Here is a 16,025-nt window from a genome sequence, read left to right on the forward strand (position 1 = left end):
AGCTCCTAAAGGTATTTTTTGAAGCTTGAAACGGTGATGTAAACGGACACACCCAACAGCACGGCGCAGGGCAACAGAATCAAAAGGGGGCTGATGCTGATGGGGATGGCCAGGTAGACCGTCCAGGGCACGATGGTCAGCGGAATGATCGTCCCCCGGGCTTTGTGATACAGGTAACTTGACTCGCGGCCGGAGCCGAATTTTCGTAGATCACGCCGCACCAGGCCATCGACCAAGCCAGTGAACGCCGCCAGTGCGAACAGCGGAATCGTCAACGTCAGAATGACCATTCGCACACAGAAGGTCAGGACTGTGTATAACGCGGCTAAGCCATAGTCCTGGAATTTGATCATCGCCCGACCGAGTTCGTAGCGAAGGTTCAAGGTTCCCGTTTGTTGTGGTGATGTTGAGCGAGCGTACTGTGTCAGTGCATTTATATTGTCCTGCATGCCGGTTTTCACCATCAGCCAGTCATAGACCGTTTGTGCCAGCCAGGTTGCCGTACGCCCCGGTTCTTTGATGACAACGCTGTGCAGCAGATCCTGGGACAGCCAGCCCAGTTCATGTTGGAACATCTGCTGAGCATGTTTCCAGCCGGCATCCGGCCAGAACGTGTACATGCAAAGCCATTCAACGACGATGGCGCCGAGCAAGGAGCCGAACATCACCCCCAAGAAATGAAAAGGGGTAGAGAACAGCATGCCCAGGAAGTTTTTTTGACCTTCCTGCTGTTGCTGGGCTTTTTCCGCGATATCGGCCATGGCTCTGTTCCTTCAAGCCTATGCGGCTTTTCCGTTATTGGCCATCTGGCGGAAGTCGTCTACCAAGTCATCAGGAAGCGACTCACTTAGTGCGTCATATCCCGGTGCTTGCCACCAGTCGCTGCTGGTTCCGGATCCTTTACGCATGCCCTCAACCAAGGCCTGAAGATCCTTGGGCATCACTTCATCGGGATCGCTTGCCGGCAACGGCATACGAATCTTCCACAAATTCCCGCCCTCTATCAGGGCAAAGCATTGCCCCTTGGGTAGGGCAACCACATGCGCCGGTTCGATCATCGGTACGCTGACACTTTGGATCTGATCGTGAGTGTTAGAGGTGAAAGCGGTGTTGCCGTTAATAGCGTCGTTTGCACTGCTTGCTGGTGTACTGGTAAACACCTGGACCTTTGGCAACTGGTTGGTCAGCAGCTCGGCGGTTGCAGTCTCACGTACACGTAACATGAACAGGTTGTTGAAGTTACCGATGACTTGGCCAGCTTTAGCCCGGTTACCGATTTTTGCCTCAATATCGCTCATGGTTTGGGTATAGGCCGTGACCTGCATGCCGGCACCACCGCCTTTGTTGATCATCGGTATGAATTCATCGCCCATCAGTTCGTTGAATTCGTCCGCATGTACGTTAATTGCTACCTTGCCGCCGGTGGCCCCGGGCAAGCCATCATCGATGCCAAACTTATAGATGTGACCCGCAACTGACACCAGGTCGCTGAACATCGAGTTGCCCACCGCTGCAGCTACCTCTGTATCAGATAAAGCGTCCAGGCCGACATAGACCACTGCCCGTTTGCGGATGATCTGCATCCAGTCAAAGATTGGTCGTGGGTCCTCAAGATCCATGTAGTCGGGAGATAGCAGCTCTGCAATCCGGCCTGTGGTCAGTTTTTCCAGCAATGGCAGAAGGCTGGCCACGATCTTGTCGAAATAGGTTTTGTCATAGCGTACGGCTGATCGCAGACCCTCCATCACTGGGTCGGAGATGCGTTGCTGAGTGAGGTACATGTCCAGGGCCACCACGCGTAGCGGTCGATCCTTCATGGCGAAACTGAGGTTCTTACGATCGATCTTTCCTTCCAGCTCAACGATGGTTTGCCAGGCTTTGGGATCATTTTCAGCAAAGTGCTTCTGCGCATACTCAATAAACAGCGCGTCAATGTTTGTCACATGCTTGAGGATCTGTTCATAGTCCGGCCGACGTCCCAGTGCCACGAGGGCGCGCGCGATGATGTTGACGAAACGCCAGGCGAATTCCCGGAATGCCGCGGAATTGCCTTCCCCCGAAAGTTGGCCGGCAATGCGGGTGGCAACCTCCGAGATCCGACCAAACCGGCCGACGGCGTTGTAGCGAGCGGAGTGATCGGGCCAGCCTAGGTGGAACACGTAGAATTCCTCCAGTCGGTTTGCGCGCTTGCATTCGATGTACATGCGCTTCAGGAGGTCTGCGTCGCCTTTAGGATCGAAGACAATCACCACTTCGCGGTCCAGGTCCATTTCTACATTGCGCTGGCTTCGATGAACGGGTTGCACGCGGCGCCCCATATGAACGCGGCGCCGGGGGCTACGGCGGGTACGCCTGATGTCTTGGGTGATAAACAACTCTGCCAAGCGGGTTTTTCCAACACGAGTAGTCCCCAATACAAGGGAGTGTCCAACCCGCTCACCCAGTGGCAGGCTGACATCCGCTTCGTTCGGCTCTATACCGTGTAAGCGCGGTAGCCCCCGACTGGAGGAAGTGGACGCGCCGGGTTAAATGGCACATCCCACGAGGTAGCCTTTGACAGCAATTTGAGTGGAAAGGGTGCGAACTCCAGACGCTCCTCAATTCTGCGAGCAAAGGTATAGATAGACGTGGGCTCGACATACTCGGCGTACTTTGGGAGGTAAGTCTCCATCAACCGCTGAGTATGTTTTTGGGTCCAGCGAAAGCCTTTACCGATGAATAGCCGCTCATTGCTGACCGGCATGTCTTTGCTGGTCATGGTGTAGTGGGGTAGGCGCCGAATATTGCGCCGGTAACGCAGCACTACCAACGCTTGTTTGAGGCGGACGAACCCTAGACCCAGAAAGCCTGTACCGGCAACCATGCCGAATAAAGGCGTCAGAGCAACCGCCCAGGGCGCGAAAATACAGAGCAACGCCGCAGCGGCACATACGCAAACTGTGTACAGCTCAACAGCAGGGCGTAGTAACGACTCAATGGTGTAGGAGGTGGTCATGGATCACTTCCTATGAGTGAAAGGGGACAATGGCCCCACTGTTTCGAAATGGAAAACGACTGGCTTGCCTGTCTCAGCGATCAGCCCATAGGACTTGGCCAGGCGGTATATGGGGTGGTAGCTGTTAAGGGAGTTGACGTGTCCAGCAATGCGCTCTCGCCAGACTTCTAGTGGCATCGCTGCCTTGCTCAAATTACACGGCACGCACGCGGGCATCATGTTGCTGATGGCGTGGTTCTCTGGCCGCCCCAAAATGATGGCACCGGAGTACTTGCCGTCCACCCTCTCTGGTTCTCGCCATACTGCTTCCATGTGGTCCGCATGCCACCGGTCACCCAACAGCACACCGCAGTATGCGCAATGGCCCGCGAATTTAGCGTGAAGCTCGCAGCGTTGCTTCTTGGTCAGCTTCATGGGGCCGGGATCCTCCTTTCATGCGTGATGATGAATTGGCCAACTCTTGCCTCGCTTGCTCAACTGCCTCGGGCAGTCGTTCTTTTAGCCGCTGACATAGCTCCACCTCGTCACCAGGTACGCGGGCGATGACGGTGCCGCCATAGAGCTTGGCGACATAGGTGACCTGTTCAAAAAGCAGTTGGCCTGCTCGTGGGTCATCTGGTTGCTTGATGACCAAGGTGATGTGCGTAAGAGAGGCCATACCCTGGTTACTGCTGGATCGTTGTGGCAGTGATCAACAGCGGGTAATGCTGGACTCCCAAGCGCTGTGCCAGATCATTTGATGGAGCCGGGACCAACTGTAGATTTCCTGCCCATCGTTGGATTTCGGCAAACCGCTCGGCGCTGGCCACGTTAACCACAAGGCCCACTGCCTGCAGTTGCTGTAACTGATCGCGGCGCTGTGATAACCACTTTCTGGAGCTTTCATCGTCGCCTACAAGAAACAATGGTTGCAGGCCAGGTGCATTGATTACCCGGCCCTGTACCTGCCCGGGTGTCAGTTGGTCAGAGCGCACTGGAAACGAGCCTTGCCCACGCACACCAATATTCTCTGACTGTGCTGACTGCTCAGTAGGTTCTGGAGCCAAGTACTGGTAGTAGGGCAGAGCGGAAACACCCCCTCGGTCTTCAACAACAATCAGCGAGGTGGCATGCACTGCCATGGGGGAGGCCAAAGACAGCAAAACAGGCAGATGCAGCAATCTATTCATGGATTATTCGCCATCAGGTTGATACCGGTGACCCGGCTGAGGTGTTTGGCAAAAGCTCGTCGGTATCGGGCAGCGGGTTCGCCTCCGGCAGGGCGGTGGTACCGACCAGCAGCGGTGATCCAGTCGCCTCCTTTGGCTTTTTGCTCAGCCAGGATCTGGGCCGTAACCGAGAGGTTTTTGTACGGATCCAGCCCTTCGCAGGGATAGCTATAACGGTGGCCGTTGGCACCGATGTTGGTTTGTCCAAGCCCGACGTCGACTCTATTTGGGCCTGCGGTCTGAAGGGCGATCATCAACGCTCTGCAAGCATCGCTGCGTGTCGCAAAGCGATATCCGGCGCCGGCGACATTCAACGTCCAGGGCCAGGGGACGATCTGGCCGCGAAGTCGGGTGCCACTCTCTTGCAGTGCAACGGAGTACAGCACCTCGGACGGAACGCCGGCAGGCAGGGCAATCAACTGATAGGCCGGTGGCGGAACCTCGGCACCGTTAGCAAATGCCGCGGTGAGCAGTAGCCCCCCCGTTAAAGCCGCGCGAATTACAGACGCTGCCATTGTCCATTCACCTCGCGTACCACGGCCGGCAGCTCACCGCCGAGTCCAAGGCCAAGCCATCGACCGGCATCGTGATTCAATGTGATCTGTCGGCTTCTCACGCTGGCCGGTTCGACTCCAGCCAAGATGGCCCAGCGGCGAATTATTTCGTCATCACCTTGACTACCAACGAAGTACAGATCAAAGGACTGTTTCTGGTTTTGTAAGTCTTTGACGCGGTCAATACATGCGTTGCAACTGTCTTGAACAAAAACGGCTAGTCGTCCAGTGCCTTTCACAGCAGTTACCGCTCCCGAGCCTGGAGCAGATGCAGGGTTGGACGATAGTTGGATGACTTTTTCATTGGGGTAAAGACGTGCGAAGGCTTGGTCATAGGCCCTTTGGTACGCCAGTTCCTTATCGATACGCTGTCGCTCGGCTCGCACCTGCAGCTCTGCATAGCGTCGGCGCTCCTCCTCCGACTTCGCTTCGATGCCAAGTGCTGTCAGAGGATCCAGGCCTGGCGAATAGATTCCGCGAGGACCCTCCATCACAGTTTGAAAGCGGGACCATTCTTGGGGGGTTAATCCCCACTCGCGGGCGAGTTCTGTCTGACTGGCTCCTTGAGAAGAGTTGTGAACTTCACTGTTCTGAGTGTTCGAGATCGACGTTGATTGCCCCGAAGCCGCATGACAGACATATGCAAACGCGAAGGTGGCCAAGCCTGCAATGAAACCCAAAACGTAAAGAGCAATGTTCCTGGGCTTCTTTGTTTTCGAGGAAGTGGTAGGGGAGTGCATAAAGGAGGTCCTATTGCGCGACGGTTACGGTTTGAGGTGTTCCGGCCACGTCAAAGCGTGCGGATCTTCCGTCCAGCGCGTTGAGGCGCCAGGCGGTGCCCGCCACAGCGTCACCAGGTCGGATAAGGTAAATTTGATTCAACTGCGTGCTGCCAGGCGGTGCTACGGACAAAAAGCGTTCACCGCCGCGATACTCGATACCGACAACGGTAAAAGGGGGTGTTTGCGGTGTGACAGTGGTGGTAGCGGGCGGTGTTGGCCGCTTTGGTTGGCGGGCAACGGGCTTAGGCTTGGGCTTGAGGGGAACAGCAGTGGTTTGTTTGATGCGTGACTGACTGAGTTCTTGAAGACGGCTATCGAGTGTTTCGACGCTGGCTTTGAGGACTACCAATTCACCAGCAGACGCAGCATTTTGAGAGATTTCTTGCGCAGACTCCGTCGCTTGCTTTGCATACGCTTGTGCGGCATCAATTCGATTCGATAAAGCCTGCTGCCCGGCTCGGAAGTCCTCATTGGTCACCAGGTGGTTGCCGGCTACCGTGTCCAGTCGCTCATCGACTTTGCCCAGCCGCGTCAACAACGCATCGAGCGACTCTTTGTCTGCAGTCGCAGCCAAGCTGTTGCTGAGTTGGGAGAGTTGATGATGCTCATAACCCAGAATGCCTGCCAATAATGCAAGGCACAGACTGAGTATCGCTGTGGTTCGAGTAGGGCGTGGTAGGTTCATGGGCGTCCTCGCGAAAAAGCGAATACACCCTCTCAAACCGGTCTCTTAGGTGCATCAGGAAATAGGTTTTCCAGGACGCATGGTTTTTGAAGTGTCGAGTTGGCCGCTGGTAAATTGGGATCGTTATAAAAAAATGGCCACCCGAAGGTGGCCGTCAAACTATGAAGCAATGAGCTGCCTTGCAAGTGTCATTTCAACTGAATCACCATCTTGGTTCAGCGAGTCGAGACCAGAATCTGGCACATCTCCCGACGTGCTTTGAGCCACGGCGATTTTCTTGGCCATCAACTGCAGGCAAGTAATCTGAGAGCTGCCGGCATAGCCAAAAAAAACCACCCGCACCGGCTGCTTTTGCCCAATCCGCCATGACCGTCGAGCTGCCTGTTGCAAGGTGTACACGTTGTACCCCGTCTGCAGGAACGCAATGGTCGGAAAATCGAGCAAATCCAACCCGGTCTTGACCAGCTCCGGGTTAGTGATCAGTACGTCGACACCTCTGTCTACCTGGTCGAGGATCCAATCCTCGCGCCTGGCGGTATCCACTGACGCCCTCAGGACCGCTACTTTTAAACCAGATTGCTCCAGCAGTCGTTTCAGGCGAGAGGTGGTGTCTCGCGTGCCGCTGTACACGGTATAGGCCAGAACCTTCCGGCCTTTGGCTTTTTCCGTGAGGCAGAGGTCGAGCAGTGCTTTCTCCTTCGGCATTATTTGCTCATCTGCAAAGATCGAGGGGACGAACGCCAAGGTATCTTTGCTACGAGGGTGCTTAACGATCTCCGGTCGAAAGCAGCAGTCAGGCCAAGCCAGCAGCACGTTGAGTACTACCCCTAGCAAGGTAGTGTCTCGACGGGCCAATGCTTGGCGAAGTTCCTGCGTCAGTTTTCCTGCCAATTGCTGATAGGCCGACGCTTGTTCTGCAGACATGCTGATATCGACAAATTCCTCCTGGTACGCCGGCAACACGTTGCCACCGATATCTTTAAGTTTCAGAAACACGGTGAACGGCAACACAAAACGGTGAATGCCTTTAGGGCCGAAGCCTGGGGCTTTCACCGTTCGCACCGAGAGTTTTTTTCCCTTGGCTGTTTTGTGTGACACGTTGTCCCGCTCGGTGTAAATGTCCTTCAATACGCCGTGGTCGCGCATGAATGACATCGCGGCCGGAGCCATACTTCCGCGCGCGTTTGGTTTGTAACCGTCCTCGATCATTCGCCGGGTAAGTATTCGGAACAGGAGGTAGAACAGATCATCGGCATAGCCACCCATGAGGGTGCCTGTCAGCAGCACGGTTTTCCGTGCTTTCGCTGCCAATACACCCATGGCTTGACCCTGGGCCGAGCCACTGTTTTTGTATTCATGTCCTTCATCCACCACCAGCAGGTCGAAATATCCGTCTGGTAGGTAGCGTTTGATGAACTCGGTGGGTTGGAAACCGCCCTCGCCAAAGCCAAACTCAATGTTGGCCATGGCGCGCTCCATGCGTTTGGCTTGGCGGTCGCTGAAGATGAAATTGCCCTGAGCGTCCATCAGGTTGATGAATTCGCTGACGTTGTCGATCAGCATCGAAGCGAGGAAGTCCTCCCCGAAGTCATTCAGCAATCTGTCCGCACGTACTGGACCGATAGTCGGAATCCGACACATCGATTTTAGTATGGTCGCACGACGAGTTCCGTTGTCGGCTTTGCCCGGGCGCATCAGCGTCCAGAGTTGTCCTTGGCAATAAGGGCAGCTGCGACGGCGTTCCTCTCGGTGAAACTCTTCGACAGTCACACGGTTGCCTTCTAAGTCCAACAGAAGGCGTCCGCAGTCGGGGCATCCTGCGAAGTTGTATCCGCCGCTGGCGCGACGTGGCCAACATACCGTACGCCAGTGATACCCCATGCGCATTCGCACGCGTCCGAGAATGAAGAACTCTTTACGGCCATCGTAAGGATCCCCCAGTTGGTCACGTAGCTTGATCAGCTTAACCAGCGTATCGGGTCCATTGAGAACCCACACGCGTGCGTCTGGGATGGTTTCGAGTATCTCCCGTCGCCATTTGTAGACCAGGTGTGGAGGCGAAACCACCAAAGTGCGGCGGTAGCCCGCACTGTGCATGACAGCGGCTACAGCGATGGCCATCATGGTTTTCCCAGTGCCCATTTCTGCATTGATAACGGCTGCCTGCTCGTTGCGGTCTAGCAATAAAGCTGCAACGGCCTGCACTACATCAGCTTGAGCAGGGAACGGCTGGCGTTTGAGTTCGCTCATAACCCGTTGATAGGCTTCGTTGATGCTGCCGGAATAAACCGGTGGGTTAGAGCGATTGAGGGAGTCCAATAATTCATCACCGAATTCGTCGATGAACTCAGTCAGGCCGATGGCCAAGGGCGATACAGAGACTTGGGATAGGTCGTTCATGAGTGTTTCTCCAATAGGAACGAAACAGGGCATGCACGACACCCCGACGGGTATGGTGAATACCCTGCGGGTTGGTTAACGGATGGCCAGGTTGGCGTGGTGGGTCAGTAGTCCGATGGCAGCAACACGGTTGTTGCACTGCGGTCAGCTTCGGTGATGATCCAGAGCCGGGTCTCATCGCCGGCGCATATGTCATAACAGGAGAACAATCGATCCCCGTAGGTCAAAGCCCGTTGGTTACTGCTCCAGTCTTCTTTGGGCAGTTCCCCCCAGTCACCTGAGAAATGCCGTCGCAAGTAAGTGCTTGGATCGAGATGTCCACGCTCAATCAGGTGGTGCACTGACTGGGTCAGCACTAAGCGGCCAGGTTCAAATGTCACTCGTGGTGGTGGGGTCAGTGTTGGCTGTGTCACCACCTCATCAGCCTCATGCGGCGTATCCGCCGATGAACTGATGGTGATCACGCGGCCTTGGTTGGCAGAGCCTGGCGTCATGTCCCATGCCCGAATGATGGGCACGAAACGATCAGTCAGGATCCTTACCTCGGACACGTTGCCGTCCTGGTCTTCGGTGAACTCGGTCTTGCGGACCTTATCTTTGTAGGTATCGCCTTTGAGTACCAATACTCGGCCGGTTTTGGATTTCACTACGCCGGAAATCGCACCGGCAGCCAATGCCAACGCCAAGTGCCAGCGCGACAGCTCCCTCACGGGAGGTCGTGGCTGAGCGCCGCTTTGACCAAAGTGCAGTGTGAAGTCAGGCCACATGCCACGAAGTCTTTTGATTTCTTCGCTGAGCTGTTCAGGTTCAAGGCTGATACGGTAGAAGTGTTCCAGCTCGTTGGATGCCGAGAGAACCCTGTAGGGCTCCCATGGCCAACTGGTTGGTAACGCTTCCGCGCTCAATGTGCCGGTACCGATCGCCTGAAGGCGTGCGCGTACGTTTTTGACTTCTTGCGGTCGAGCGAGGTCCTGCCGGCGGATTCGTATACCGAAGATCACTACCTGTTTAAAGGTTGGATCAGCGGCTTTGTAGATCCGCAGTTCAGTAAAGTGATTGCATAGCCAACCACACAGCTCATCGTCCAGCACGTAGTGCGGAACAATCAGCACCAAGACTCCCCCGTACTGCAGCAGTGGTAGCGTCCGTTGATAGAACATCTTCTCCAGGCGCCGACGGCCGTTACCTTGGTACTGAGATGCACCTGCATGGTCAGCGACCAGGTTACCGTAGGGCGGGTTGAGCCAGAGCAAGCCGAAGGCCTGGCGGCTGATCATGGTGTCCATCAAGTCGCTGTGCAGCACGCAATCCAGCAGTGTCTTGCTGTGTTTGGCACGCTCCTGGTCATACTCGACTGCGTAGGTCTCAACGCGGTCACGCCCGAGTGCATGAGCAGCTTCAGCTAAGGCAACGCCTTCGCCTGCACAGGGATCGAAGATCCGCATCTTCCCGCTTGGGGATGGTGCCAACGCTTGTAGGGTGAGTTCCAGCGTCGTTTCGTCAGTGGGGTAGTAGCCATTGCGAGCGAAGTTGCGCGCCAATCGTGGGAACATCAAAGCCATGGTGAGGCTCCTGGATCAATGCTCAAACTGAGCGTGGGTTGAGAGCTGCCCCTGGCGAATGAGCTCGCCTAGGGCTGTTTCGAGAACGTCGAGTTGCAACGACAAACGCCATGCCGCAACAGCACCGGACGTTCCAGGTAACAGCTGCAGCATGTCGTGTTGGGTGAGCAACCCCATTACCTGCTCCTGCCAATGAGGCAGTAGCGGTAATGGACAGGTGTCCTGTATCAAAGGCCAAAGCCGTTGATGAGGTGACTGCCCGTTCTCAAGAAGGGCGTAGGCGAAGTGGTTGGCCCGATCCGGCTGTACGCAGCGTCGGTCAAACAACCAGAGGTGAATCAAGCTGCCGAATAACGTACCGCGCATTTGTCGCGTGGTGCGCTTCTCCAACAGATCGATGTTGGGGAAAACAGGAAGACTTCGGCCATCTACAACGATGTGAAACCGGCTTAGACCATCTTCTGTCGTGCCGAGGGTCAGCCTGGCCAGGAACTCCTGCAGCGCCGTGTCTCGACCCCATGCAGAAAGGAACACCAGGTTGCGTTGTTCGTCACACGCGCAAGCGTCGACGAAAAGATCATTGCACTCCTCGATTGGGAAGAGCGGGGTAGGGCTGGGCATGGGAACCTCCATAATGGAGGGGGAACCCGCCCGGAGGGGCGGTGAGCCCCTCGGGGGTGTTAGCAGTAAGTGTTATTGCTTGGGAAACAGCAGGTTGTCCGATTTGAACGTTTTATCGTTCGGGTCAAACGAGACCGTCTCGTCTTGAAATAGAGGGCTGTGCCCAGTGAGAAAAATTTGCCCCAGGTATTTGGGGCGAAGGGCAACGGCGGCATCGGCTTGTTCTGCCGTCATTTCGAGCTCCTCTACCAAGAAGTCCCAAAGCTCCTCATTCGTCGACACCTCGTTATTGGCGAGCTGATCTTCGATGTTTTCGAGGATTTCTTGGGTCAGGTTATTGAAGATTGGATTCATGTGCTGCTCCTGCTAAGTCGAGGAGCGCCCAGGAGGGAGCCCCTCATGGGTTGTGCCGATTGGCTTGGCGTATCGCGGGCTTCGTCAGGTATTGGAGATATTCCATACCTGCAGTTTGAAGTTGTGTACATAGCCGAGCTCAGAGAGCCGACTGCACTGTTGGCGTAGTTGCTGACGATCAACAGTTGTGTCCAGCCTGACTGTATCGCTTAGAGGCCAGATTGTGCCGAACAACTCAGCATCTGCCTCGAGGTCGTTGGTTCCGCCGGTCGGGGTCATCCCAAACGGGGCATCCTCTTTTGATACCTGTTTATTAGAGGCCGGTACTGCGGGTGGATTATTCCGCTGCACTGGCTTGGAGAGGTTGGAGGAAGACTCTTCATCCATAGGGTCAGGCTCGTTTGGCGAGAGCCTGGCGGCGTCTTCCGGTGTCAGATTGTCCACGTCGTCGAGGCTCATGCTTTCCAGCTTTGCACGGATCTCAACGACCAGGCGACCTGCTGTGGAGTAATACGAAGGACGGATCTCCGTTATCAGAAAGTCGCCTCGGTATTTTCCTTCATCGTACTGATCAAGGAGTGCGTCTTTGATCACGAACTCACCGATAGAGGTCGAGAGCCGTCCGACGTTGAATTCGCCATTGCGGCCACTGATGGTACGGATGGCCAGTTGGCCGGGGATGTTGATCATGGGCAGCTCCACACTGCTACGAATGAAAAAAGCCCGACAGATGTCGGGCTTTGGGTAGTGCTGTGAATGTCGAAGGATTATGGGCAAGAAGTATGAGTTTCTTCCTTGAGTGAGATGTACAGATAGAAAACGCCTGGCGGTGATTCTATGCGGTCAAGTTTTAGGTCCAGCCAGACTCGATCGGTGTTATTGCCGGCAGGCAATAAACGATAGAGGCCGAAATGGATCTGTGTGCTGTCAGGTTGCAAATGCAGTTCTCGATAGGCCTCCAGGACAACATCGCCCAGTCGCTCACTGACAACACTTGCATCCTGTGGGTTTTCAATATGCACCGCTTCCTGCCAGGCCCGGGGTGTTAAAACGACCGGGAGTTTGAGCAGGTCAGACGATACGAGGTTAGTGGTGGTTTGCATGTTTATCTCCAGGTGCGAAAACCACCTGGCCCGGTCGGGAGATGGTTTCCCGATGGGTCTTTATGCTGATTTGGAATCAGCGTGAGAGTCAGCCTATGCTACGTGGCGAGTTAGTAGTATTCGGGGTGGATAAGCTTATCTTCCAACTCCCAGCGAGCCCTTCGATATTCCTTGAGAAGTCCGTACTCCGACAACAGTGGGCTGTTTTCGGGATTGAATTCATCTCGATGGTCCATCTTTGCCAATGTGATAACCCCATCCAGAACTTCTAACCAAAGATCAGAAGTACGGGTGTAGCGCGGGTCATCATCGGGATCGAGTGCCGGGTTGCTCGGAAGTATTTTATCCAGCTCGCTGTAAACACTAGCTTGTGCTGCTAAAAGACCGATCTCGGTCAGCAGCGGCAGTCGTTGTGGGTTCATCATCATGGCTCATCTCCATTGCTCGGAAATCACCAATCCCGAAGGGTGGCGTTCCCTTCGATATGTAAATTGAAGTCACCCAGAGGGCGCTTGACTTCATGCAGCGTCACTTTCAGGTTGCGGATCTAAACGATCGCGGGCCTGCCAATACTCTTGGAGAAGTCCGAACGCCGATAAGGTCGGGCTGATGTCTGGGTTGAAATCATCTTTGTGGTCCATTTCGGCCAACTTAATAACCCCATCCAGAGCATCGAACCATAGGTCCGATGAGAGGAAGTAGTGCGGGTCATCATGAGGGTCAATTGCCACATTAATTGGACGTTGTTTGTCTAAGGCACTGTGAACACGAGCCTGAGCCGCTATTAGACCGATCTCAATCACCAGCGGCAGTCGTTGAGGGTTTATGATCATGGCGAATCTCCAGTCTTCGGAAACTACCAATCCCGAAGGGAGGCGTTCCCTTCGATACGAATATTGAAAGGCGCCCAGGGGGCGCCATGATTTCAATCATGCAGATTGACGTTGTTCAGGTTCAGGTTGTCCTTGGGCGTCATCCGAATCATCTCCAGCAGCACCATCCTGGGCAGGAAGGGGCTCAGCAGAGTCTTTCGGTTTGGCTTCATAGACAGTTACCCCATCCACCTTGATCCAGCCGATAAACAACAGGCGGCCCTTGAGGCTTGCTCCAGGTTGACCTTTTTTATCGCCTTTTTCGTAGGTAAATGCGTCGGTCCAGATATCACCGATTCGGAAGCTCACAAGGACCTTCTTTCCGGCTTCAACGGCTGCTTGGCTGCGACGAATCAGCTTTTCAGCTTCAGCGCCGACCACGTTGCAGTCGATATAGGAATACTCGGCATCATCCATCGAGCCGCGTAGTGCCGCAACGGTAACTGCCATGAATGGCTTACCTTTGCCGCGAGGTTTCACTTCACGGATACGGTTGAGATAACCGATACCAGTGGTGTGAAGGTCGAAGAATTTTGCTTCGTTGGATTGATTAGTGCTCATGGTGATTCTCCAGTTTCGAAATAACAGAAAGCGGAGAAACACTTCGCCCTGGGGGGAAAGTATTCCCCGCGAGGGTGGGTGGAGCTTAAGGTTGTTTAATGCATCAGCTTCATTGCAGCAATCATTACACCGACAGCTGCAGACAACATGACGCCCATGCGAATGGTGAGCTTGACTTCAAGCTGTGAAATCTCAGATTTGAACTCTGCAGCAAGAGCAGTTAAATCTGCCTTGGTAGCCAAACGTGAAAGCATGTCGGTCTCCAAAGCTTCAATAACAGCATTTGCCTTCTGTTCCGGGACGTTAATCGAAATCAACGCCTGGTAGAGAGCCAGTTCAGTTTTCATCAGACCTCCAAAAGTGAGAGGCCTGCCCTGACGGGGTAGGCCCGTCATGGGTGGGAAAGGTGCTTCCATCGACTAAGTCGACTGATCGCGCTACCGGAAGCTATGGCGATCTTGGGAGTGGATCAATGCGGAAAACCGCATCGTAGTCTTGCGGATCCAGACTACTTGGGCATGTTGCTGACGACGTCAGCGATACATGTGCAGATCATGGAAATACGATTGTCGCTTGTCAAGCCCCTACCGTGAAATCTCTGAGGAAACCTTCCCTTTGGGAAGGCTCCCTACAGAGGCGAAGGACGCAGACTTAGCAAGTTGCTGGCACCAACGAGCGTGCAGCTGGCTTCTTACGCGGTTTCCGAGCGGGCTTTTCGACCACTCGAGTGTTAGCCGCGTACCAAAGGTTCAGGTCGACACCTTTACGAGTTATTGCCGGTACATGATCCATCTCACGTACGAGACGCTCAGGTACGCAGGGCGGTGGAAGCAACGGAGCTGCTTTGGTATGGATAGCTGTGGGCGCAGCGCTGGTTTTCTTTACCGCACGCAGAAACTGTCGCGTGATGGTGCCAAGCGCGAAACCGAAGCCATAAGCAAGTTTAGACATGGTGATTCTCCTGCAGGTTGAATGCGGAGAACCCACTGACCCCGTTGGGGAAGTGATTCCCCGCGAGGTGAGTTGCATAAGGTGCTTCCATCGACGATTGTCGACCGACCGCGCTACCAGAAGCTCAGCGGTCTTGGGCGGATCTGACACGAACATCGTGTCGCAGTCTTCAAGATCCTGACTGCCTGGGCATGATGCTGACGACGTCAGCAAAGCACGTCCATATCATCGAAGGGGGGATGGTGATGTGTCAAGCGGAGAGGGATATTTCGCGGAGGGCAAAGAAGGTTCAGGTCGACAGGAGAAGCTACCGAGAGTAGCTGGGTCAACAGTCACTCTCGGATGTAGTAAGTAGCGTCTTTCAGAAAAAAATACCACCTGTGCGGGATGAAGGCGTTGTTGATCCCTGGGCTGTGATCTGAACGTCTTACTTCCAACACCTGGCCGATTATCGTGGCTGAGGCCAGCTAGCATAAGGCACGCATCCGCGCACAAAGGGAGCCCTGCGTTTCGCCGGCGGGCCACCGGCAAGGAAAAGCAGCTACCAATAGGTAGCCTGATCATCCTTTGCAAGATGATCAGGCTACCTATTGTGTGAGCTTTAAAAAGTGTGGGCCACAACACCAGTGTGGCCCTTAGACTACGGTGCTTCGAACCTCAACAGAGCCCTATGTGCCTTTGAACTCGCAATTCACGAGTTAGACGGCTGCGTGTCTGGCTTGAACAGGGAGACACAGGGAGAGCTCTGAACCAGGTCCGCACGCCCTTCCCGGAGCTATGCGTGCTTTGGGGTTGGTGATGAGGCAAGCCGCATCACCGGGCGCTACTGATGACCGCCAGTAGCCAACGGGGTGGAAACGTTGTTGTGATCATTATGTTGATAGGCCGGAGCTTATGCAACCCGGCGTCTTTCAAAGTCGGTCGACTCAGACTAATTGACGGCGACGACCGCACCTTCGGGAACAGGGGACGGAATTGCTATACCGGTCGCCCCAGTTATCTGTGAAATCAGCATTCCTGAACGCTTAAAACCAACGGTCGTTGTCTTTGTCAGGTCTACCAGCACAGAAGGCAAGCCTGACGGTGCAACCCCATCAAAATAAGTATAGGCCGTTCCTGATGAGATGTAAGAACCTACGCCCACAGGTTTCACAAACCACCCAGGTAGGTTGAGCGCAGAATCGCTCGGTACCCCGCTGAAGCCCGGGTTGGCCTGGGCATATTCGGTAGCGGCAGATCGGTACACCAGAAAGCCGCGACCCAGCGAGTCGAGGGTAGCGTAGTCGGATGTACGTTGGTCCTGATGTTGGTTCTCCATGAAAATGCTGGAGGCAATGAGCACAATCATCAAAACGAGCCATTGCATTGTCATGATAT

At 54.7% G+C, this 16,025-nt stretch carries 20 protein-coding genes; all 20 read right to left on the reverse strand.

Annotation, left to right across the window (positions count from 1 at the left end):
• Positions 1 to 5 precede the first annotated feature (5 nt).
• A complete protein-coding gene (locus C4J91_RS04140) occupies positions 6 to 761 on the reverse strand; it encodes a TIGR03747 family integrating conjugative element membrane protein (protein WP_008437388.1) in 756 nt (251 codons plus the stop codon).
• A gap of 18 nt (positions 762 to 779) precedes the next feature.
• Entirely contained in the window at positions 780 to 2,477 is a 1,698-nt protein-coding gene (gene traD, locus C4J91_RS04145) for a type IV conjugative transfer system coupling protein TraD (RefSeq protein ID WP_372238307.1), read from the reverse strand.
• On the reverse strand, positions 2,474 to 2,995 hold the full coding sequence (locus C4J91_RS28050) for a hypothetical protein (protein WP_372238299.1): 522 nt from the start codon (positions 2,993 to 2,995) through the stop codon (positions 2,474 to 2,476). The genes traD and C4J91_RS28050 overlap by 4 nt, the downstream gene beginning before the upstream one ends.
• A gap of 3 nt (positions 2,996 to 2,998) precedes the next feature.
• Positions 2,999 to 3,409 carry a hypothetical protein gene (locus tag C4J91_RS04150; RefSeq protein WP_008437384.1) on the reverse strand — a complete coding sequence of 137 codons (411 nt, stop codon included), beginning with the start codon at positions 3,407 to 3,409 and terminating at the stop codon, positions 2,999 to 3,001.
• Entirely contained in the window at positions 3,369 to 3,653 is a 285-nt protein-coding gene (locus tag C4J91_RS27490) for a hypothetical protein (RefSeq protein WP_024073354.1), read from the reverse strand. The genes C4J91_RS04150 and C4J91_RS27490 overlap by 41 nt, the downstream gene beginning before the upstream one ends.
• 7 nt (positions 3,654 to 3,660) lie before the next feature.
• On the reverse strand, positions 3,661 to 4,164 hold the full coding sequence (locus C4J91_RS04155) for an integrating conjugative element protein (RefSeq protein ID WP_008437383.1): 504 nt from the start codon (positions 4,162 to 4,164) through the stop codon (positions 3,661 to 3,663).
• Positions 4,161 to 4,718: a lytic transglycosylase gene (locus C4J91_RS04160; RefSeq protein ID WP_008437382.1), complete on the reverse strand. Its 558-nt coding sequence runs from the start codon at positions 4,716 to 4,718 to the stop codon at positions 4,161 to 4,163. Before C4J91_RS04160 ends, C4J91_RS04155 begins: the two co-directional genes overlap by 4 nt.
• Complete coding sequence (locus C4J91_RS04165) at positions 4,703 to 5,497, reverse strand: TIGR03759 family integrating conjugative element protein (RefSeq protein WP_124361236.1); 795 nt, start codon at positions 5,495 to 5,497, stop codon at positions 4,703 to 4,705. The genes C4J91_RS04160 and C4J91_RS04165 overlap by 16 nt, the downstream gene beginning before the upstream one ends.
• A gap of 10 nt (positions 5,498 to 5,507) precedes the next feature.
• The gene (locus C4J91_RS04170; RefSeq protein WP_038448855.1) at positions 5,508 to 6,224 is read right to left on the reverse strand and encodes a hypothetical protein; all 717 of its coding nucleotides are present in this window, start codon (positions 6,222 to 6,224) and stop codon (positions 5,508 to 5,510) included.
• A 159-nt stretch (positions 6,225 to 6,383) separates the two neighbouring features.
• On the reverse strand, positions 6,384 to 8,624 hold the full coding sequence (locus tag C4J91_RS04175; protein ID WP_008437374.1) for a DEAD/DEAH box helicase: 2,241 nt from the start codon (positions 8,622 to 8,624) through the stop codon (positions 6,384 to 6,386).
• 104 nt (positions 8,625 to 8,728) lie between these two features.
• Positions 8,729 to 10,186 (reverse strand): DUF6094 domain-containing protein, encoded by a 1,458-nt coding sequence (locus C4J91_RS04180; protein WP_008437372.1) that lies wholly within the window; start codon positions 10,184 to 10,186, stop codon positions 8,729 to 8,731.
• A gap of 15 nt (positions 10,187 to 10,201) precedes the next feature.
• Positions 10,202 to 10,807 (reverse strand): hypothetical protein, encoded by a 606-nt coding sequence (locus tag C4J91_RS04185; protein WP_008437370.1) that lies wholly within the window; start codon positions 10,805 to 10,807, stop codon positions 10,202 to 10,204.
• A 72-nt stretch (positions 10,808 to 10,879) separates the two neighbouring features.
• Positions 10,880 to 11,161: a hypothetical protein gene (locus tag C4J91_RS04190; RefSeq protein ID WP_008437369.1), complete on the reverse strand. Its 282-nt coding sequence runs from the start codon at positions 11,159 to 11,161 to the stop codon at positions 10,880 to 10,882.
• An 84-nt stretch (positions 11,162 to 11,245) separates the two neighbouring features.
• Complete coding sequence (locus C4J91_RS04195) at positions 11,246 to 11,851, reverse strand: DUF3275 family protein (RefSeq protein WP_008437368.1); 606 nt, start codon at positions 11,849 to 11,851, stop codon at positions 11,246 to 11,248.
• A gap of 77 nt (positions 11,852 to 11,928) precedes the next feature.
• Complete coding sequence (locus C4J91_RS04200) at positions 11,929 to 12,264, reverse strand: hypothetical protein (protein WP_082236564.1); 336 nt, start codon at positions 12,262 to 12,264, stop codon at positions 11,929 to 11,931.
• Positions 12,265 to 12,374: 110 nt separating this feature from the next.
• Positions 12,375 to 12,692, reverse strand: a complete 318-nt coding sequence (locus tag C4J91_RS04205; RefSeq protein WP_008437367.1) for a hypothetical protein — start codon at positions 12,690 to 12,692, stop codon at positions 12,375 to 12,377.
• Positions 12,693 to 12,782: 90 nt separating this feature from the next.
• Entirely contained in the window at positions 12,783 to 13,097 is a 315-nt protein-coding gene (locus C4J91_RS04210; protein ID WP_008437366.1) for a hypothetical protein, read from the reverse strand.
• Positions 13,098 to 13,193: 96 nt separating this feature from the next.
• Positions 13,194 to 13,697: an STY4534 family ICE replication protein gene (locus tag C4J91_RS04215; protein ID WP_008437365.1), complete on the reverse strand. Its 504-nt coding sequence runs from the start codon at positions 13,695 to 13,697 to the stop codon at positions 13,194 to 13,196.
• 95 nt (positions 13,698 to 13,792) lie between these two features.
• Entirely contained in the window at positions 13,793 to 14,044 is a 252-nt protein-coding gene (locus C4J91_RS04220; protein ID WP_008437363.1) for a hypothetical protein, read from the reverse strand.
• A 1,535-nt stretch (positions 14,045 to 15,579) separates the two neighbouring features.
• Positions 15,580 to 16,020: a type IV pilus biogenesis protein PilM gene (pilM, locus tag C4J91_RS04230; RefSeq protein WP_008437362.1), complete on the reverse strand. Its 441-nt coding sequence runs from the start codon at positions 16,018 to 16,020 to the stop codon at positions 15,580 to 15,582.
• Between the last annotated feature and the right edge of the window lie 5 nt (positions 16,021 to 16,025).

This window comes from Pseudomonas sp. R3-52-08, from assembly GCF_003851745.1.
In the GTDB taxonomy this organism is placed as follows: domain Bacteria; phylum Pseudomonadota; class Gammaproteobacteria; order Pseudomonadales; family Pseudomonadaceae; genus Aquipseudomonas.